Raw genomic sequence first — 15931 nt, forward strand, 5'->3', positions numbered from 1 at the left:
TTGTTTTGTGTTCGGTAGAGACCGGGGCAGGATGGCGCGATGACGCCCAGCCAGTATTTGCACGCCCATCTGATCGGCCAGCCGGGGTCGCGCGACCGGCTAAACACGCCTGCTTTGATCGTCGATCTCGACGCGCTGGAGGCGAATATCGCGGCGATGGCGGCGTTCGGGCAGGCGGCCGGCGTCGCGCTTCGCCCGCATGCCAAGACGCACAAAAGCGCCGATATCGGGCACATACAGGTCGCGGCGGGCGCAGTCGGGCTGTGCTGCGCCAAACTGGGCGAGGCGGAGGCGTTGGCGGCGGAAGGGATCGAGTCGATCCTGCTGACCTCGCCCGTCGTTACCTTACCTGCGATCGAGCGGCTGACGGCGCTCGCCGGGCGCATGCCCGACCTCGCGCTGGTCGCCGACCATCCGCAAGCCGTCGCCGCGCTAGCTTCCGCCAATAAAGGCGGCGCGATCCGCGTGATGGTCGATATCGATCCCGGCGTCCACCGCACCGGCGTCGCGTCGGCGCGGGATGCGGTCGCACTGGCGCGAGCGATCGCCGACGCGCCGCAACTGACCTATGGCGGCGTACAATTCTATTGCGGGTCGCACCAGCATATCCCCGCCTTCGCCGACCGCCGCGCCGCGATCACCGACCGTACCATGTATCTGCAAACCGTGATCGCCGCGCTGGCCGATGCCGGGCTGGCACCGCCAGTAGTGACCGGTGGCGGCACTGGGACCCACCGGATCGACGGCGCGCTCGGCGTGCTGACCGAACTTCAGGTCGGGTCCTACATCTTCATGGATCGCGAATATGGCGACTGTGACCTGGGGACGGCGTTCGCGACCGCACTGATGGCCGATACGCGGGTCATCAGTGCCAATCATCCGGGGATGGCGACGCTCGACGCCGGGCTGAAAGCGTTCGCGACCGAGGCGGGTGTGCCCGTGATCATGGCGGGCGCGCCGGTGGGCAGCTCCTATCGGTTCATGGGCGACGAGCATGGCGCAGTGATCTTGCCCGATGGCGCGTCGCCGCCCGCGCTCGGCGCGCGCCTGACCGCGATGACCCCGCATTGCGACCCGACGGTCAATCTCTACGATGCCTATCACGTCGTGCGCGGCGATACGCTGGTCGCGATCTGGCCCGTCACCGCGCGGGGGCGGTCGGCCTAGCGGGCGCGGACGCGCGCGAGCAATTGCTCGACATGCGCGATCGGCGTGTCCTGCAGGATGCCGTGGCCGAGGTTGAAGACGTGCGGCCGGCCGGGGAAGGCCGCGAGCACGCGATCGATCGCGGCGTCGAGCGTCTCGCCGCCCGTAATCAAGGCAAGCGGATCGAGGTTGCCCTGTACGGGCACGCCTACAGGCAGCACCGCATTCGCCCATTCGGGATCGACCGTCTCGTCGAGTCCGATCGCATCGGCGCCGGTCTCGTTGGCATAAGCCGGCAACTTGCCGCCCGCGCCCTTGGGGAAGCCGATCATCGGCGTATCCGGGTGGCGCGTGTGCAGCGCGGCGATGATCCGCGCATTGGGGGCGATAACCCAGCGCTCGAACTGCGCGGGGCTCAAACTGCCCGCCCAGCTGTCGAACAATTGCACGGCCTGCACGCCGCCTTCGATCTGCTTCGACAAGTAATCGACGGTCAGCTCGGCGATCGTGTCGATGATGTGCGCGAACGCCGCCGGGTCGCGATAGGCGAAGCGGCGCGTCTCGCCCTGGTCCTTGCTGCCGTGCCCGGCGACCATATAGGTCGCGACGGTCCACGGCGATCCGGCGAACCCGAGGAAGGTGGTCTCCGGTAACAGCGCGGCGGCGACGCGGCGTACCGTGGCATATACCGGATCGAGCCGCTCGGGCACGCGCGTCAGGCCGTCGAGCGCATGATCGACGAGTGCTGGGGTCAGTATCGGCCCTTCGCCCGCACCGAAGCTCAAATCCTGCCCCAGCGCCCACGGCACCATCAAGATGTCGGAGAACAGGATCGCGCCGTCGAACCCGAAGCGGCGGATCGGCTGAAGCGTCACTTCGGTCGCGCTTTCTGGGTCGGTGGCGAGATCGAGGAAGCCGCCTTTCTCCGCCCGCAACGCGCGATATTCCGGCAGATAGCGCCCCGCCTGGCGCATCAGCCAGACCGGCGGCGCGTCGAGCCGCTCGCCCTTGAGGACGCGCAGCAGTTTCGGGGTCACGCCCATGTCGCCACCGGGGGGAGGCTCATCAGGATGGCGTCGATATTGCCGCCGGTCTTCAGCCCGAACAACGTGCCACGGTCATAGACCAAATTGAATTCGGCATACCTCCCGCGCCACGCATTGCGCTGGGCGATGTCGGCGTCGGTGAACGGCTCGGCCATGCGGCGGCGGACGATGCGCGGATAGACGTCGAGGAACGCCCGCCCGACATCCTGCGTGAACGCCAGGTTCGCGGCGAAATCGCCCTCTAGATGATCGTAGAAAATACCGCCCACCCCGCGATGGACTTGGCGATGGGGGATGTAGAAATAGTCGTCGGCCCACTTCTCAAAGCGCGGATAATAGCCTTCGTCGTACCGGTCGCACGCCGCCTTCAACGTCGCGTGGAAATCGTCGGTATCCTCGGCTTGCGGCAGCGGCGGGTTGAGATCGGCGCCGCCGCCGAACCAGCGCTTCGTGGTAACGAGGAAGCGGCAGTTCATGTGCACCGCGGGGACGTGCGGGTTGGCCATGTGCGCGACCAGGCTGATCCCGGTGGCGAAGAATTGCGGGTCTTCGGCGGCGCCGTGGATCGACTTGGCGAACTCGCCCTCGAACGTCCCGCCGACGGTCGAGACGTTGACGCCGACCTTCTCGAACACCTTGCCCGTCATCACCCCGCGCACCCCGCCGCCGCCGGGCTCGCCAGAGGGGTCGGTGCGGTCCCACGCGATATAGTCGAAGTCGGTGTCCGATCCCGCCTCGCGCTCGATCGCGACGAATTCGGCGCAGATCAGGTCGCGGAGGTGTTCGAACCACGTGCGGGTGGCCGATTGTTCGTCGTCGAGCGGTTGCATTCGGTGTCCCTAGGCGAAAGATCAGGCCGCGAACAACCGGCGGACGGTATCGGGCGCACGGGTCAGCAAGTCGTGCGCCAGCGCCGCCGGATCGCTCCCCGCGCCCACGACATGTTCGCTGCCGTCTTCAGTGAACAATTCGGCGCGGATCGATCCATCCACGCCCGCCAACGCCGCGACCGGCGAATGGCAATCGGCGTGGAGCGCGGCGAGCAGCGCGCGCTCGGCCAGCACGCGCGCATGCGTCGGGGCATGGTCGAGCGGTGCGAATAGCGCGCGTTCCGTGTCGTCGTCGGCGCGCACCTCGATCCCGACCGCACCCTGTGCCGGGGCGGGAAGCATTACGTCGAGCGGAATCGCGGTGCCAATATCGGGGCGCCCAAGCCGGTTGAGCCCGGCCGCCGCCAGCAAGGTCGCGTCGGCCTCGCCCGCCGCCAGCTTGGCGAGCCGCGTATCGACGTTACCGCGAAACCCGACGATCTCCAGATCGGGGCGTAGCCGTAGCAATTGCGCCGCGCGGCGTGGCGAGCTGGTGCCGACGGTCGCGCCATGCGGCAGTTCGGCGACTGACGTCGCGCCGATGATCCGGTCGCGCACATCGGCGCGCTCCAGCATCGCGGCGATCGCGATTTCGGCCGGGCGAATCGTCTCGACATCTTTCATCGAGTGCACCGCGCAATCGATCTCGCGGTCGAGCAGCGCGCGGTCGAGCTCCTTGGTCCACAATGCCTTGCCGCCGATCTCCGCGAGCGGGCGGTCCTGCACCTTGTCGCCAGTCGTCCGGATCACAACGATCTCGACCGCGATGCCATGCGCGGCGATCAACGCATCGCGCACCATCCCCGCCTGGACGAGCGCGAGCGGCGAGCCGCGGGTGCCGAGACGAATGCTGGTCATGACCACGCTCATGACGAAGCCGCGGCGCTTCGACAAGTTCGGCGCAAGCGGGACGTGGATTAAAGCTTCGATCTTGCGTATTGCCGCTGAGTGGTCAGTCTCCATGCCTTCGCCAATCCCACGCGATTCCTCAAGATCGCGCGACCGCTGACGCCGGTGCTGTTCTGGGCGGGCGTCGCGCTGATCGCGTTCGGTGCCTGGGCCGGGCTGACACAGACGCCGCCCGATTACCTGCAGGGCGACACCGTACGGATCATGTACATCCACGTCCCGACCGCGTGGCTCGGCATGGGCGGGTGGAGCGGGGTTGCGTTGGCGTCGATCGCCTATCTGGTCTGGCGGCATCCGCTGGCGCACGTCGCGGCGCGGGCGATCGCGTTGCCTGGCGCGTTGTTCGCGTTCCTGTGCCTCGCCACCGGGTCTATCTGGGGGCGGCCGACCTGGGGAACGTGGTGGCAATGGGACGGGCGGCTGACGTCGATGCTGCTGCTGTTCTTCGTTTATCTCGGCTATATGGCGCTGGCCCGCGCCGACGAAGACCGCGGCGGCGATGGGCGCATTCCCGCGATCTACGGCGTGGCCGGGTCGGTGCTGTTGCCGATCATCCGCTATTCGGTGGTGTGGTGGAACACGCTGCATCAGGGCCAGAGCATCGGGCTGACGAGTTCGAGCATCGACGCCTCGATCCTGTGGCCGCTCTGGTTCACGCTCGGTGGGTTCACACTTTTCTTTGCCGGCATCGTGCTGATGCGGATGCGGACGATCCTCGCCTCGACCAAGGTCGAAGCGCGGATGCGCCGGATGGCAGCGGCATGAGCGGCTGGTCGTTCGTCAGTGCGGCCTATGTTGTCACGGTGGTCGCCAGCGCAGGGCTTGCGCTGAGCAGCTGGCTGGCGATGCGCGCGGTGGAGCGGCGGTTGCCGTGAAGGCCAAGAACCAGCGGCTGATGCTCGCCGCGCTCGCCATCGTCGCGGTGATCGCGGCCGGCCTGCTCGCGTTGTCGGGGCTGAAGGATCAGGCGGCGTTCTTCTATGCGCCGTCGGACGTGAAGAAGGACGGCCTGCCGCTCGGCAAGGCGGTGCGGCTCGGCGGGATGGTCGTCGACAAGTCGATTACGCGCGCCGCCGACGGCGTGACGATGCACTTCGTCGTCACCGACGGCCAGGCGACCACGCCAGTCACCTTCAGTGGCATCGCGCCCGACCTGTTTCGCGAGAAATCGGGCGTCGTAGCCGAAGGGCAATTCCAGCCCGACGGCAGCTTCGTCGCGACCAATCTGCTCGCCAAGCACGACGAGAAATACATGCCGCCCGAACTTGCCGGCAAGATGCACGAAACCAAGAGTTTGAAGCAGTGATCGCTGAAGCTGGACTCGCCGCTCTGTGGTTCGCCGCCGCGCTCGCCGCGCTGCAATTGGCCATGGCCGCGATAGGTATCGTTCAGCAGCGCGACGACGTGATGGCGGCGGCACGCCCGGTCGCGTTCGTCCAGGGACTGCTCGCGCTCGTCGCGATGGGCTGCCTGATCGCGGTGTTCCTGCAATCCGACATGTCGGTGAAGCTGGTTGCCGACAACAGCCATTCGGCCACGCCGTGGCTGTACAAATTCGCCGGCGCCTGGGGCAATCACGAAGGCTCGATGCTGCTGTGGGTGACGATCCTGGGGCTGGCGGGCGGGACGGTGGCGTGGCTCGAGCGGCGGTTGCCCAAGGCGACATTGACCGCCACGCTGGGCGCGCAGGCGGCGATTGCGCTGGGTTTCTACGCCTTCCTGCTGTTCGCCTCCAACCCGTTCGCGCGGCTCGACCCGGCGGCGCCCGAGGGCAAGAGCCTCAATCCCTTGCTCCAGGACCCCGGCTTGGCGTTCCATCCGCCGACGCTTTACATCGGCTATGTCGGGCTGTCGGTCGCCTTCTCGTTCGCGGTCGGGGCGCTGGTCACGCGCGACGTCGGGCCGGCGTTCGCGCGTGCGATGCGGCCGTGGATTTTGGGCGCGTGGATTTTCCTGACGCTTGGCATCACCGCCGGCAGTTACTGGGCGTACTACGAGCTCGGCTGGGGCGGTTGGTGGTTCTGGGACCCCGTCGAGAACGCCAGCCTGATGCCATGGCTGGCGGCGACCGCCTTGCTTCATTCGGTGACCGTGCTGGCGACGCGCGACGGGTTGCGCGCGTGGACCGTGATGCTGTCGGTGGTCGCCTTCTCGATGAGCATGATCGGCACGTTCCTGGTCCGCTCGGGCATCTTGACCAGCGTTCATGCCTTCGCGGTCGATCCGACGCGCGGGGCATTCATTCTCGCGCTGCTCGCCATCTATATCGGCGGGGCGCTGGCGCTGTTTGCACTCCGAGTCGGCACCGTCCGTGCTGGCAACACGTTCGACCCGGTCAGCCGCGAAGGCGCGCTGGTCGCCAACAATCTGCTGCTCACCGTGATCCTCGCGCTCGTATTGATCGGGACGCTTTACCCGATCGTCGCGGCGGGGTTCGGGGTGCAATTGTCGGTCGGCCCGCCGTTCTTCGACAAGACGGTCGGCCCGATCGCGTTGATCCTGGCAGGCGTCATGTCGGCAGGGCCACTGCTGCGCTGGCGGCGCGACGACGGCAAGGATGTGCTCGGGCGGATGATCGCGCCGATCGCCATCGCCGCAATCACGCTCGCTTTGTTTGCCGCCTTCGGTGGCGGCGTCGGCATCTTGCCGCTGTTCGGCCTGTCGCTGGCGGCGGGACTCGCCGCGGCGAGCATCGCGCCACTATGGAAGCGTAACCTGCGCCGCACGCCACTGTTCGTGTACGGCATGGTAATCGCCCATTTTGGCATCGCGGTCAGCCTGGCCGGGATGGCGAGCGACAGCGCGTTCACCAAGGAGACCCTGGTCGCCGCCAGGATCGGTGTGCCGTATCGCGTCGGGCCGTATAGTGTCACGCTCGACAGCATCGAACCGCGCGTCGGTTCGAACTGGTCCGCGCTCGAGGCCAAACTGACCGCACGCCGCGGCACTGGCGCGCCGTTTATCCTGCACCCGCAATCGCGCTTTTTTGCCGAGCCCGTGACGGTGACCAGCGAATCGGCGATCGCGACTCGGCTCGACGGCCAGCTCTACACCGTCCTTGGCCAGCAGGATGAGCAGGGGCGCTGGCAGCTCAGGTTGTGGTGGAAGCCGTTCGTAACCTTGATCTGGCTGGGCGGCGCGTTGGTCGCGCTGGGCGGCGCGGTGTCGCTGCTCGGGCGGCTCGGCCGCGAACGCCGCGTCCGCCGGCGCGAGGAGGAACTGGCATGAGGCGCATGCTGCTCTGGGCACCGCTACTGACTTTCGTCGCTATAATTGGCATCGTCGCGCTGGGGCTGATCAAGCCCGCCGACCGCGATGTGAAGTCGGCGATGGTGGGCAAGCCGTTGCCCGATTTCGCGCTGCCGCCGATGCTCGCGACCAAGCCGACCGTCGCCAGTGCGATGTTCCGTACACGCCAGCCGCGCCTGATCAACGTGTTCGCCAGCTGGTGCGTGCCGTGCGTCGCGGAGGCCCCACAATTGCTCCAATTGAAGGACGCCGGGGTCAGGATCGACGGCATTGCGATCCGCGACACCGGCCCGGCGATCCAGGATTTCCTGACACAGAACGGCGACCCGTACGAGGCGATCGGCAGCGACCCCGAATCGCGCGTCCAGTTGTCGCTCGGCTCGTCGGGCGTGCCCGAAAGCTTCGTGATCGACGGAAGCGGCAAGATCGTCCTCCAGCATATCGGTGAGATTCGCGCCGACGACGTGCCGGCGATCCTCGACGCGATCAGGAACGCTCGATGAGGCGCCTCCTAGTCCTGGTTGCGGTGCTTGTCGTGGCTTCCCCCGCGCTCGCCGACAGCAATTTGCCGCCGGCGCGCTACGCCAATGTGCAGCTCGCCGACCCCGCCAAGGAAGCGCAGGCGCGCGCGTTGATGGCGGAACTGCGCTGCCTGGTATGCCAGGGCCAGTCGATCGCCGACAGCAATGCCGAAATGGCGGGCGACATGCGCTCGCTGGTCCGCACGCGGATCGCCGCAGGGGAAAGCCCCGACAGCATCCGCGCCTGGCTGATCCGCAGCTACGGCGACTATGTCACCTACGACCCGCCGTGGAGCGCGGTCACCGCGCCGCTGTGGATCGCGCCGCTGATATTGCTACTGATCGGAGGCTGGATCGCGCGACGAAGTTTGAAGCGGCGCTGACGGGCCGGGTGGCTCGCATGGGCCGCGCTTTATTTCAAGGCGTTACCGGTTTCGATAGTTTTTCGGCAAAATACCGTAACGGCTCATCTTGTCGTAGAAAGTTTTTCGCGGAATGCCGAGGTCGGCGATGACCTGCCCGATATTACCTTTTGCCGCGGATAGGGCGCTTCGTATCTCGTTGGATTCGTATTCGGCAACGCGCGCCGCGAGGGGCATCGACGGAGCTTCACGGGTGCCTGCCGCATTGTCGACGCCCAAGATGATCTCGATCGCGAAGTTGCGCAGTTCGCGGACGTTGCCGGGCCAATCGTGGCGGCGCAGATGGCTATTGGTCGCGGCGTCGATCCGCCAGTCTGCTTTGCCGAATTGCTGCGCGGCTTCCCCAGCGAAGACCGCGAACAACGACAGCACGTCGTCGCCGCGCTCGCGCAACGCGGGCACGCGGATCCGCGCGATGCTGAGGCGATAAAGCAAGTCGGCGCGAAACAGGCCGGCGTTCACCGCTTCGGCCAGATTCTGCTTGCTGGTCGCCACTACGCGCAAATCGACGGCGTGCGGCCGCTCGGCGCCAATCGGATGGACTTCACGCTCCTCGAGCACACGCAGCAGCCGCGACTGCATCGCCAGCGGCATGCTGTCGATTTCGTCGAGCAGCAGCGTCCCGCCCGACGAGGCCGCGACCTGACCGACGCGCGACAGGCGGGTGTGCGGCACACTGTCGGCGGCGTGGCCGAACAGTTCGATCTCGGCGAGCCCTTCGGACAATGCGCCGCAATTGACCGCAATCAGCGGTCGGGCGCGCCGCGGACCCTGCCGGTGCAGCATCGTCGCGACGAGTTCCTTGCCGGTACCGGTCTCGCCCTCGACCAGCACGTCGATATCGGCCTCGGCCAGTTGCCGGATCACCTGGCGCAGCCTCTGCATCGGCGGGCTGTCACCGATCAGCGGCTCGTCCGCGTCGGGCGCGTCGGCGAGCGCGCGGAGGTGGCGATTGTCCATCACCAGCGCACGATGCGCGAGCGAGCGGCGCACCGCGGCGGCGAGGTGGTCGGTGGCGAATGGCTTGGTCAGGAAATCGGCGGCGCCGTCGCGCATCGCGCGCACCGCCATCGCGATATCGCCGTGCCCGGTGATCAGGATGACGGGGATTTCGGGGTCGGTCGCATGCACCGCGGCGAGCAGCTCGAGCCCGTCCATGTGGGGCATGCGGATGTCGGTCACGACGATACCCGCGAAGTCGCGCGTGATCGTGCCCACTACCTCGTCGGCGCGAGCGAAGGCGCGGACGTCGAACTCGGCCAGCTCGAGCGCTTGGACGGTCGCAATCCGAAGCTGGTCGTCATCCTCGACGAAGATCACCGGCGCGGCGGTCATGCCGTCCGCAACGTCGCAACGAAGGTGGCGCCCGTATCGCCGGGGACGTGCGTGATATCGCCGTCGAATTCGCGCGCGATGTCGCGAGCGATCGCAAGACCCAACCCGAGTCCCTCCGGCTTGCCCGACGTAAACGGCGTGAACAGCGTGGCGGCGATTGCCGGATCGAGGCCAAGGCCGTTATCGGCAACCGCAAGATCGACAGCGTCATCGGTCGTTGCGGCACTAATTGTCACGCGCGCGCCGGCTTGGCCTTCGACAGCTTCGATCGCATTCTGGACGAGGTTGATCACGACCTGTTCGAGCCGTGTCCGGTCGCCTGCCAGCGCCACGCCACGCAGATCAGCGGAGAGATCGACACGAACGACGCCGCGCGCACGTTCGCCAAGCAACAGCATTACGCCATCGAGCACCGAGCCGAGCGTTGCCGTCCCGCCCGCGCCTGCGCGACGTCGGGCGAAAGCACGTAACTCGGCAGTGATCGTTCCGATCCGCGCGGTCAGCTCGACGATCCGCGCCAAATTCTCGCGCGCCTTGCCGGGCGCGTTGCGCTCGATGAGCGTCACGCCATTCTCGGCAAAGGTCCGGATCGCCGCCACCGGCTGGTTGATCTCGTGCGCGACACCCGCGGTGATCTGACCGAGTGAGGCGAGTCGGTTGGCTTGGGCCAGTTCTTCGCGGGCGTTGCGGTAACGCCGGTCGGCCTCGGCGCGTTCATCGGATTCGACGACAAGTTGGGCGTTTGCATCGCGCAGCTCGGCGGTGCGACGAACGACCTCTTCCTCGAGCGCTGTGCGCGCTTGCGCCTGGAGTCGCCGTGTTTCGGTGGAGCGGATCAGCAGGCCCGCTCCTATCGCCGTCACGAGCAACAGCCCCAACCCAACGATCAAGGCCTGGCTTCGCGCTGCGGCTAGTGGCGGGTCGAGCGGCGACAAATGGAACAGCCGCCCGCCGGCGAGGGGTGCAGGCGCGATCGCCACGCGATACTGGACCTTGTCGCCGACGACCGCGCGCGCGCCGTCGATCGACAAAGGTGCCGCCGCCGGTGGGTTGGCGCCGAACTGAAGCGTCCGGCGCAGCGCGGCAAGCGTTGCCGCATCGATCGGCTCGATCGCGCGAAACCGCCATTGCGGCATGCCGGTCACCAGCACGACGCCATGCGCATCGACGACGAAGCTCATCCCGGGCGTGCGCGCCCATGCCGCTTCGACGCCATCGAACTCGACCTTGACGACCACCACCCCGAGCGCGCGGCCGTCGCGGTCGATCCGCCGCGCGAGGTAGAGGCCGGGCCGCCCGCTGACCGTGCCCAGCGCGAAGAATTCGGAACTGCCCCGGGCCATTGCATCGCGGAAGTAGGGTCGAAAGCCGTAATTCTGTCCGACGAAGCTGGCCGGGCTGTTCCAGTTGCTGGCGGCCTGGGTCGTACCAGTCGAATCGACGACATAGATCGCGGCGGCATCGGTCCGTTGTGCGAGTTGCGCCAGTGTGCGGTCGAGCCGCGCACGTGCCGCAGCGCTACGATCGCCGAGCGTCGCCGCGGCGTCGGGATATTCGGCGAGCACGAGCGGGAGCAGGCGGAATTTCTGAAGCTCGCTCGACAGCAAGGCGACGTGCGTACGTGCGGCCTGCCCTGCCGCGGCGTCGGCGGCGGCTTCTGCCTGGCCGAGCGACCAGCGCAGTCCGGCCCAACCGAGCGCGGCGATCAGTGCGATCAACAATAGCCCCGCGGCCAACGCACGACGCCCGGCTATGGCGGAAAACCGCATTATCCCCTCTGGATTGTGCGGAAATCCGCACATTTTTGATCGCGCGGTAAATGGTCTATTTCTAGAAAATCCATATTGTCCAACAGCTTGAGCCAATCATGCGAATTGCTGGTTGCTAGGCGCCGGTGCTGCAAGAATGCACGGCGAAGGCCCGGTGACAAGGGCCAGGCGGCACGTGCCGTCGCCAGAGAGGAAGTATGAAGGTTCAACCCATCGAGGTTCCCGCGGGCGCGCCGCGCAAGCCATTCTATCGCCACCTCTATGCGCAGGTGCTCGCGGCGATCGTGCTCGGCGCGTTGCTCGGCTATATCTGGCCGGCGGCAGGCGAAGCGCTCAAACCGCTCGGCGACGGATTCATCAAGCTGGTCAAGATGATCATCGCCCCGGTGATCTTCCTCAGCGTGGTTGGCGGTATCGCGGGAATGCGCGAGCTTGGCTCGGTCGGACGAGTCGCGGTCAAGGCGTTCGGCTATTTCCTGGTGTTCTCGACACTGGCGCTGATCGTCGGCCTGCTGGTCGCCAATATCGTCCAACCGGGCGCGGGGATGAATATCGACCCCGCGACGCTCGATGCCAAGGCAGTGGCGGGCTATGCGCACGATGCGCACGAGACTACGATCACCGGTTTCCTGATGGCGATCATCCCGACGACGATGGCGTCGGCGCTGACCGAGGGGTCGATCCTGCAGACATTGTTCGTCGCGGTCCTGTTCGGGATCGCGTTGACGCTGGTCGGCCGCCCGGCAGAGCCAGTACTCGAACTGATCGAGCGGCTGTCGCTCGTGGTGTTCAAGCTGGTCGGCATCCTGATGAAGGCGGCGCCGATCGGCGCGTTTGGGGCGATCGCCTTCACGATCGGCAAATATGGCGTCGGCAGCCTGGTCAATCTCGGCGCGCTGGTCGCTACTTTCTATCTTACGTCGCTGCTGTTCGTACTGGTTGTGCTCGGCGCGGTGGCACGCGCGCACGGCTTCTCGATCTTCAAGCTGCTTGCCTATCTCAAGGCCGAATTATTGCTCGTGCTCGGCACCTCGTCGTCCGAAGCGGCGTTGCCCAACCTCATGGTCAAGCTCGAGGCTGCCGGGTGCGACCGCGGCGTGGTCGGGCTGGTCGTGCCGACCGGTTATTCGTTTAACCTCGACGGCACCAACATCTACATGACGCTCGCCGCCTTGTTCATCGCGCAAGCGACCGGGGTGCATCTCTCCTTGGGCGACCAATTACTGCTGATGGGCGTCGCGATGCTGAGCTCGAAGGGAGCGGCGGGGGTGACCGGCGCGGGGTTCGTCACGCTTGCCGCGACCTTGTCGATCGTGCCGTCGGTGCCGGTTGCCGGAATGGCGCTGATCCTCGGCATCGACCGCTTCATGAGCGAGTGCCGCAGCCTGACCAATTTCGTCGGCAACGCGGTCGCCGCGATCGTCGTCGCGCGCTGGGAGGGGAAGCTCGATCGCGCCGCGCTCGACCGCGCGCTCAACGAACGGCCGCCGATCGAAGACAATCTCGAAGCGGCGGTTGCGCCGCAAATCATCGCATAAAAAAGAAAAATGGGGAGAGAGACAATGAACCGATCGATCACGCTGAAGGCGCTGGCCGCCGGGACCGCGCTGGGCGCGTTGCTGGCCGCGGCGCCAGCCCTCGCGCAGGATGCGCCTGCCGCGCCCGCGCCGCAGGATCAAACCGATGCCCCCGGTGCGGACAAGGACATCATCATCGTCGGCTCGCAGATCAAAGGCGCGAGCACGACCGCGGCGCTGCCGGTGACGGTGATCGGTGCCGACCAGATCGACGCGGCCGGCGCCGCCTCTGGCGACGATCTGTTCCGCTCGATCCCGCAGGCTGGCGACGTCACCTTCAACGAAAGCAACAACCCGCAAACCAGCAACGCCGCGCGGGGCGACGTCAGTTCGATCAATTTGCGTAACCTGGGCATCGGCAACACGCTGGTGCTGCTCAACGGCCGCCGCCTGGTCAGCCACCCGACCAGCCAGGCGGGCGAAGGCAACGTGCCGGTGCTCGGCTACAACGCCAATGCACTGCCGGTCGCTGGACTCGAACGCGTCGAAATCCTGCGCGACGGCGCCGCGGCGATCTACGGATCGGATGCGGTCGCCGGCGTGGTCAACACGGTGACCAAGACCGACCTCGAAGGCGGGCGGTTCGACTTCCGTTTTGGCACGCCTCAGGGGACGTCGCGCCGCGATTACGAACTCACCGGCACCTACGGCAAGCAGTTCGGCGGCGGCCGCGGCAACATCTCGCTGTACCTCGATTACACGCGTCGCACCGCGCAGCAGGCCTCGGACGAGCCCTATACCGCGACCGACAATCTGCTGTCGTTCTTCGCCAACGATCCGGCGTTCGCGGGCAATCTGACCGCCGACGGCCGCGCGACGCAATCGCCCTGGGCCAACCTCGCCGTCGTCGGCGGACCCGGCACGATCCGTCGCAGCCCGGGCAACCAGGCGCTGACCTCGTCGGCGGGCGCGTTCCACACGCAATCGATCCTCAACCCGGGGTGCCTGGTCACGATCAACGCCGATACGTGTCTGGGCAGCGGCACCCGCTCGACCGCGACCACCTTGCGCTCCGAACGGTTCGACACGCGTCCCGGAACGACGGTTACGCCGTCGATCAACCGTTACAACAGTTTCCTGTCGGCGCATTACGACGTGTCCGACCGCGTCACGCTCTATACCGAGCTCGGCTATTACCGCGCCGATACGCAGCGCATCCAGCCGCCGACGATCAACCTCAACGCGATCACCATTCCGGCGTCCAACTATTGGAATCCGTTCGGCCCGGTGACCTTCGCCAACGGCCAGGCCAATCCCAACCGAATCCCGAACCTCACCAACGTGCCCGCCGCCGGCCTGCCGGTAACGCTCAGCACGTATCGCTTCCTCGACGCCGGGTATCAGGTGGTCAACACGGTCAACTGGCAGGATCGTTTCCTGGTCGGTGCCAAGGGCAAGATCGGCAGCTTCGATTTCGACACCGCGTTGCTCTATTCGGAAGCGCAGGCGACCGACAATTCGCCCGCGATCAACATGACCAAGCTGCAGCAGAATCTCGCGCTATCGACTCCCGACGCCTACAACCCGTTCAGCGGCGGTTGCTCGGCGACGCCGAGCCTCGGCGACTGCTCGCCAGCCAGCGCGTCGACGATCAATTCGTTCATGGTCAATTTGCGGCGCCGGTCGAAGACCACGCTCGGGCTCGCCGACTTCAAGATCTCCAAGCGCGACCTCGTCAACCTGCCCGCCGGCGGGCTCGGCATCGCGCTCGGTGTCGAAGGCCGGCGCGAGACCCAGCGCGACGATCGCGACCCCAACCTCAACGGCACCAACACCTTCGTCGATATGGTGACGGGCGCGACCAACAACTCGAATATCGCCTCGGTCAGCCCGACGTTCAACACGAAGGGCGATCGAACCATATTTTCGGCGTTCGGCGAGCTCGCCGTGCCGCTGGTTTCGCCCGAGATGAAGGTGCCGCTGATCCGCCGCCTCGATGTCCAGCTCGCCGGCCGGTACGAACATTACAGCGATTTCGGATCGGTCGCGAAGCCCAAGATCGCCGCCGCCTGGGACCTGGTCGACGGCATCCGCCTGCGCGGATCCTATTCGAAAGGGTTCCGCGCGCCGAACCTCGAACAGCTCAACGCGGTCGCCTTCTCGCGCCTCAACACCAACACCGCGGCCAATACCGACTATTACCGCTGCGAAGCAGACGTGCGCGCCGGGCGGCTCGCCGCCAACGCCTTCCCGGCCTGCACGCGCCAGATCGGCTACTCGATCTCGGTCAGCGGCAATCCCGACCTCAAGCCCGAGAACAGCACCAACTGGACCGTCGGCGCGGTGATCGAGCCCAAGTTCATCCCCGCCCGGTTCGGCAAACTGACCTTCACCGCCGATTACTGGTCGATCAAGCAGACCGGGATCGTCGGCCAGTTCGGCCCGCAAAATGCGCTCGTGCTCGACTATCTCCTGCGCCTCCAGGGATCGAGCAACCCCAACGTCGTCCGTGCCGCACCGACCGCCGACGACACGGCGGTGTTCGCCGGGAGCGGGCTGGCGACAGCGGGCGCCGTGACGTTAATCAAGGACCAGTTCGTCAACCTCCTGCCGCAGACGGTGCGCGGATACGATTTGTCGATGAACTACACTGTCAGGACGGGTATCGGTCGCTTCAACCTCAACGTGAACGTCGCGCGGCTGACCAAGTACAGCCGCACCACGCCGCCCGCTGTCCAGGCATTGTTCGACGCGCGCGCGGCGGGCACGATCAATGCCGCCACGCCGCTGACCGACGCCAGCAATTTGATCCAGGTCAACGGCAAGCCCAAATGGCGCTGGTCGGGGTCGCTGACCTGGACGGCGGGCGGGTTCCAGCTTGGCGGCTATGCCGATTATATCGGCACGGTCTACGACACCGCGTTTCTCGACGGGAGCGGCAATCCGTTCGTCGTCGACGGCCAGACCCAGTTCAACCTTTACGCGCAATACCGCATCAAGCACGGGCCGCTCGGCGGCACGAGTTACAAGATCGGTGCGAAGAACATTTTCGACAAACAGCCGCCGGTCGTCGACTCGGGCTATCTCGGATCGCTCTACGTGCCCTATGGGCGCTATCTGTACATGCAGGTCGGATTGAAGTTCTAAG

At 66.4% G+C, this 15931-nt stretch carries 13 protein-coding genes; 8 read left to right on the forward strand and 5 right to left on the reverse strand.

Annotated elements, in window-relative coordinates; all coding sequences use genetic code 11:
* Positions 1 to 39 precede the first annotated feature (39 nt).
* Positions 40 to 1167, forward strand: coding sequence for a DSD1 family PLP-dependent enzyme (locus JWM94_RS11460; protein ID WP_299426748.1), 1128 nt, complete (start codon positions 40 to 42; stop codon positions 1165 to 1167).
* Here the strand turns inward: JWM94_RS11460 and hemE are convergent.
* Genes hemE through hemC form a run of 3 tightly spaced genes read right to left on the reverse strand, consistent with a single transcriptional unit; the run spans position 1164 to position 3919 of the window.
* Positions 1164 to 2189, reverse strand: coding sequence for a uroporphyrinogen decarboxylase (gene hemE / locus JWM94_RS11465; protein ID WP_299426751.1), 1026 nt, complete (start codon positions 2187 to 2189; stop codon positions 1164 to 1166). The two genes, JWM94_RS11460 and hemE, sit on opposite strands and share 4 nt — an antisense overlap.
* Positions 2180 to 3022 (reverse strand): oxygen-dependent coproporphyrinogen oxidase, encoded by an 843-nt coding sequence (gene hemF / locus JWM94_RS11470; protein WP_299426754.1) that lies wholly within the window; start codon positions 3020 to 3022, stop codon positions 2180 to 2182. Before hemF ends, hemE begins: the two co-directional genes overlap by 10 nt.
* A gap of 21 nt (positions 3023 to 3043) precedes the next feature.
* Entirely contained in the window at positions 3044 to 3919 is an 876-nt protein-coding gene (gene hemC / locus JWM94_RS11475) for a hydroxymethylbilane synthase (protein ID WP_299426756.1), read from the reverse strand.
* A gap of 90 nt (positions 3920 to 4009) precedes the next feature.
* Here hemC and ccmC point away from each other — a divergent pair, with 90 nt between their 5' ends.
* The 5 genes from ccmC to JWM94_RS11500 all read left to right on the forward strand — a co-directional run bounded on the left by ccmC (position 4010) and on the right by JWM94_RS11500 (position 8123).
* Positions 4010 to 4735, forward strand: a complete 726-nt coding sequence (gene ccmC / locus JWM94_RS11480; RefSeq protein WP_299426759.1) for a heme ABC transporter permease CcmC — start codon at positions 4010 to 4012, stop codon at positions 4733 to 4735.
* Positions 4736 to 4841: 106 nt separating this feature from the next.
* On the forward strand, positions 4842 to 5276 hold the full coding sequence (gene ccmE / locus JWM94_RS11485) for a cytochrome c maturation protein CcmE (protein WP_299426762.1): 435 nt from the start codon (positions 4842 to 4844) through the stop codon (positions 5274 to 5276).
* The gene (locus tag JWM94_RS11490; protein WP_299426765.1) at positions 5273 to 7198 is read left to right on the forward strand and encodes a heme lyase CcmF/NrfE family subunit; all 1926 of its coding nucleotides are present in this window, start codon (positions 5273 to 5275) and stop codon (positions 7196 to 7198) included. The genes ccmE and JWM94_RS11490 overlap by 4 nt, the downstream gene beginning before the upstream one ends.
* Positions 7195 to 7722: a redoxin family protein gene (locus JWM94_RS11495; RefSeq protein ID WP_299426768.1), complete on the forward strand. Its 528-nt coding sequence runs from the start codon at positions 7195 to 7197 to the stop codon at positions 7720 to 7722. Before JWM94_RS11490 ends, JWM94_RS11495 begins: the two co-directional genes overlap by 4 nt.
* The gene (locus JWM94_RS11500) at positions 7719 to 8123 is read left to right on the forward strand and encodes a cytochrome c-type biogenesis protein (protein WP_299426771.1); all 405 of its coding nucleotides are present in this window, start codon (positions 7719 to 7721) and stop codon (positions 8121 to 8123) included. Before JWM94_RS11495 ends, JWM94_RS11500 begins: the two co-directional genes overlap by 4 nt.
* Before the next feature lie 42 nt (positions 8124 to 8165).
* On the opposite strand, the gene JWM94_RS11505 is transcribed toward JWM94_RS11500, so the two are convergent.
* Both JWM94_RS11505 and JWM94_RS11510 read right to left on the reverse strand, forming a co-directional pair.
* Positions 8166 to 9497 (reverse strand): sigma-54 dependent transcriptional regulator, encoded by a 1332-nt coding sequence (locus tag JWM94_RS11505; RefSeq protein ID WP_299426774.1) that lies wholly within the window; start codon positions 9495 to 9497, stop codon positions 8166 to 8168.
* Entirely contained in the window at positions 9494 to 11266 is a 1773-nt protein-coding gene (locus tag JWM94_RS11510) for an ATP-binding protein (RefSeq protein WP_299426777.1), read from the reverse strand. Before JWM94_RS11510 ends, JWM94_RS11505 begins: the two co-directional genes overlap by 4 nt.
* Positions 11267 to 11463: 197 nt before the next feature.
* Here JWM94_RS11510 and JWM94_RS11515 point away from each other — a divergent pair, with 197 nt between their 5' ends.
* Both JWM94_RS11515 and JWM94_RS11520 read left to right on the forward strand, forming a co-directional pair.
* Positions 11464 to 12804, forward strand: a complete 1341-nt coding sequence (locus JWM94_RS11515) for a dicarboxylate/amino acid:cation symporter (protein WP_299426779.1) — start codon at positions 11464 to 11466, stop codon at positions 12802 to 12804.
* 24 nt (positions 12805 to 12828) lie between these two features.
* On the forward strand, positions 12829 to 15930 hold the full coding sequence (locus JWM94_RS11520; RefSeq protein WP_299426782.1) for a TonB-dependent receptor: 3102 nt from the start codon (positions 12829 to 12831) through the stop codon (positions 15928 to 15930).
* Position 15931 lies beyond the last annotated feature (1 nt).

The organism is Sphingomonas bacterium (assembly GCF_028289855.1).
Taxonomy (GTDB): domain Bacteria; phylum Pseudomonadota; class Alphaproteobacteria; order Sphingomonadales; family Sphingomonadaceae; genus Sphingomonas.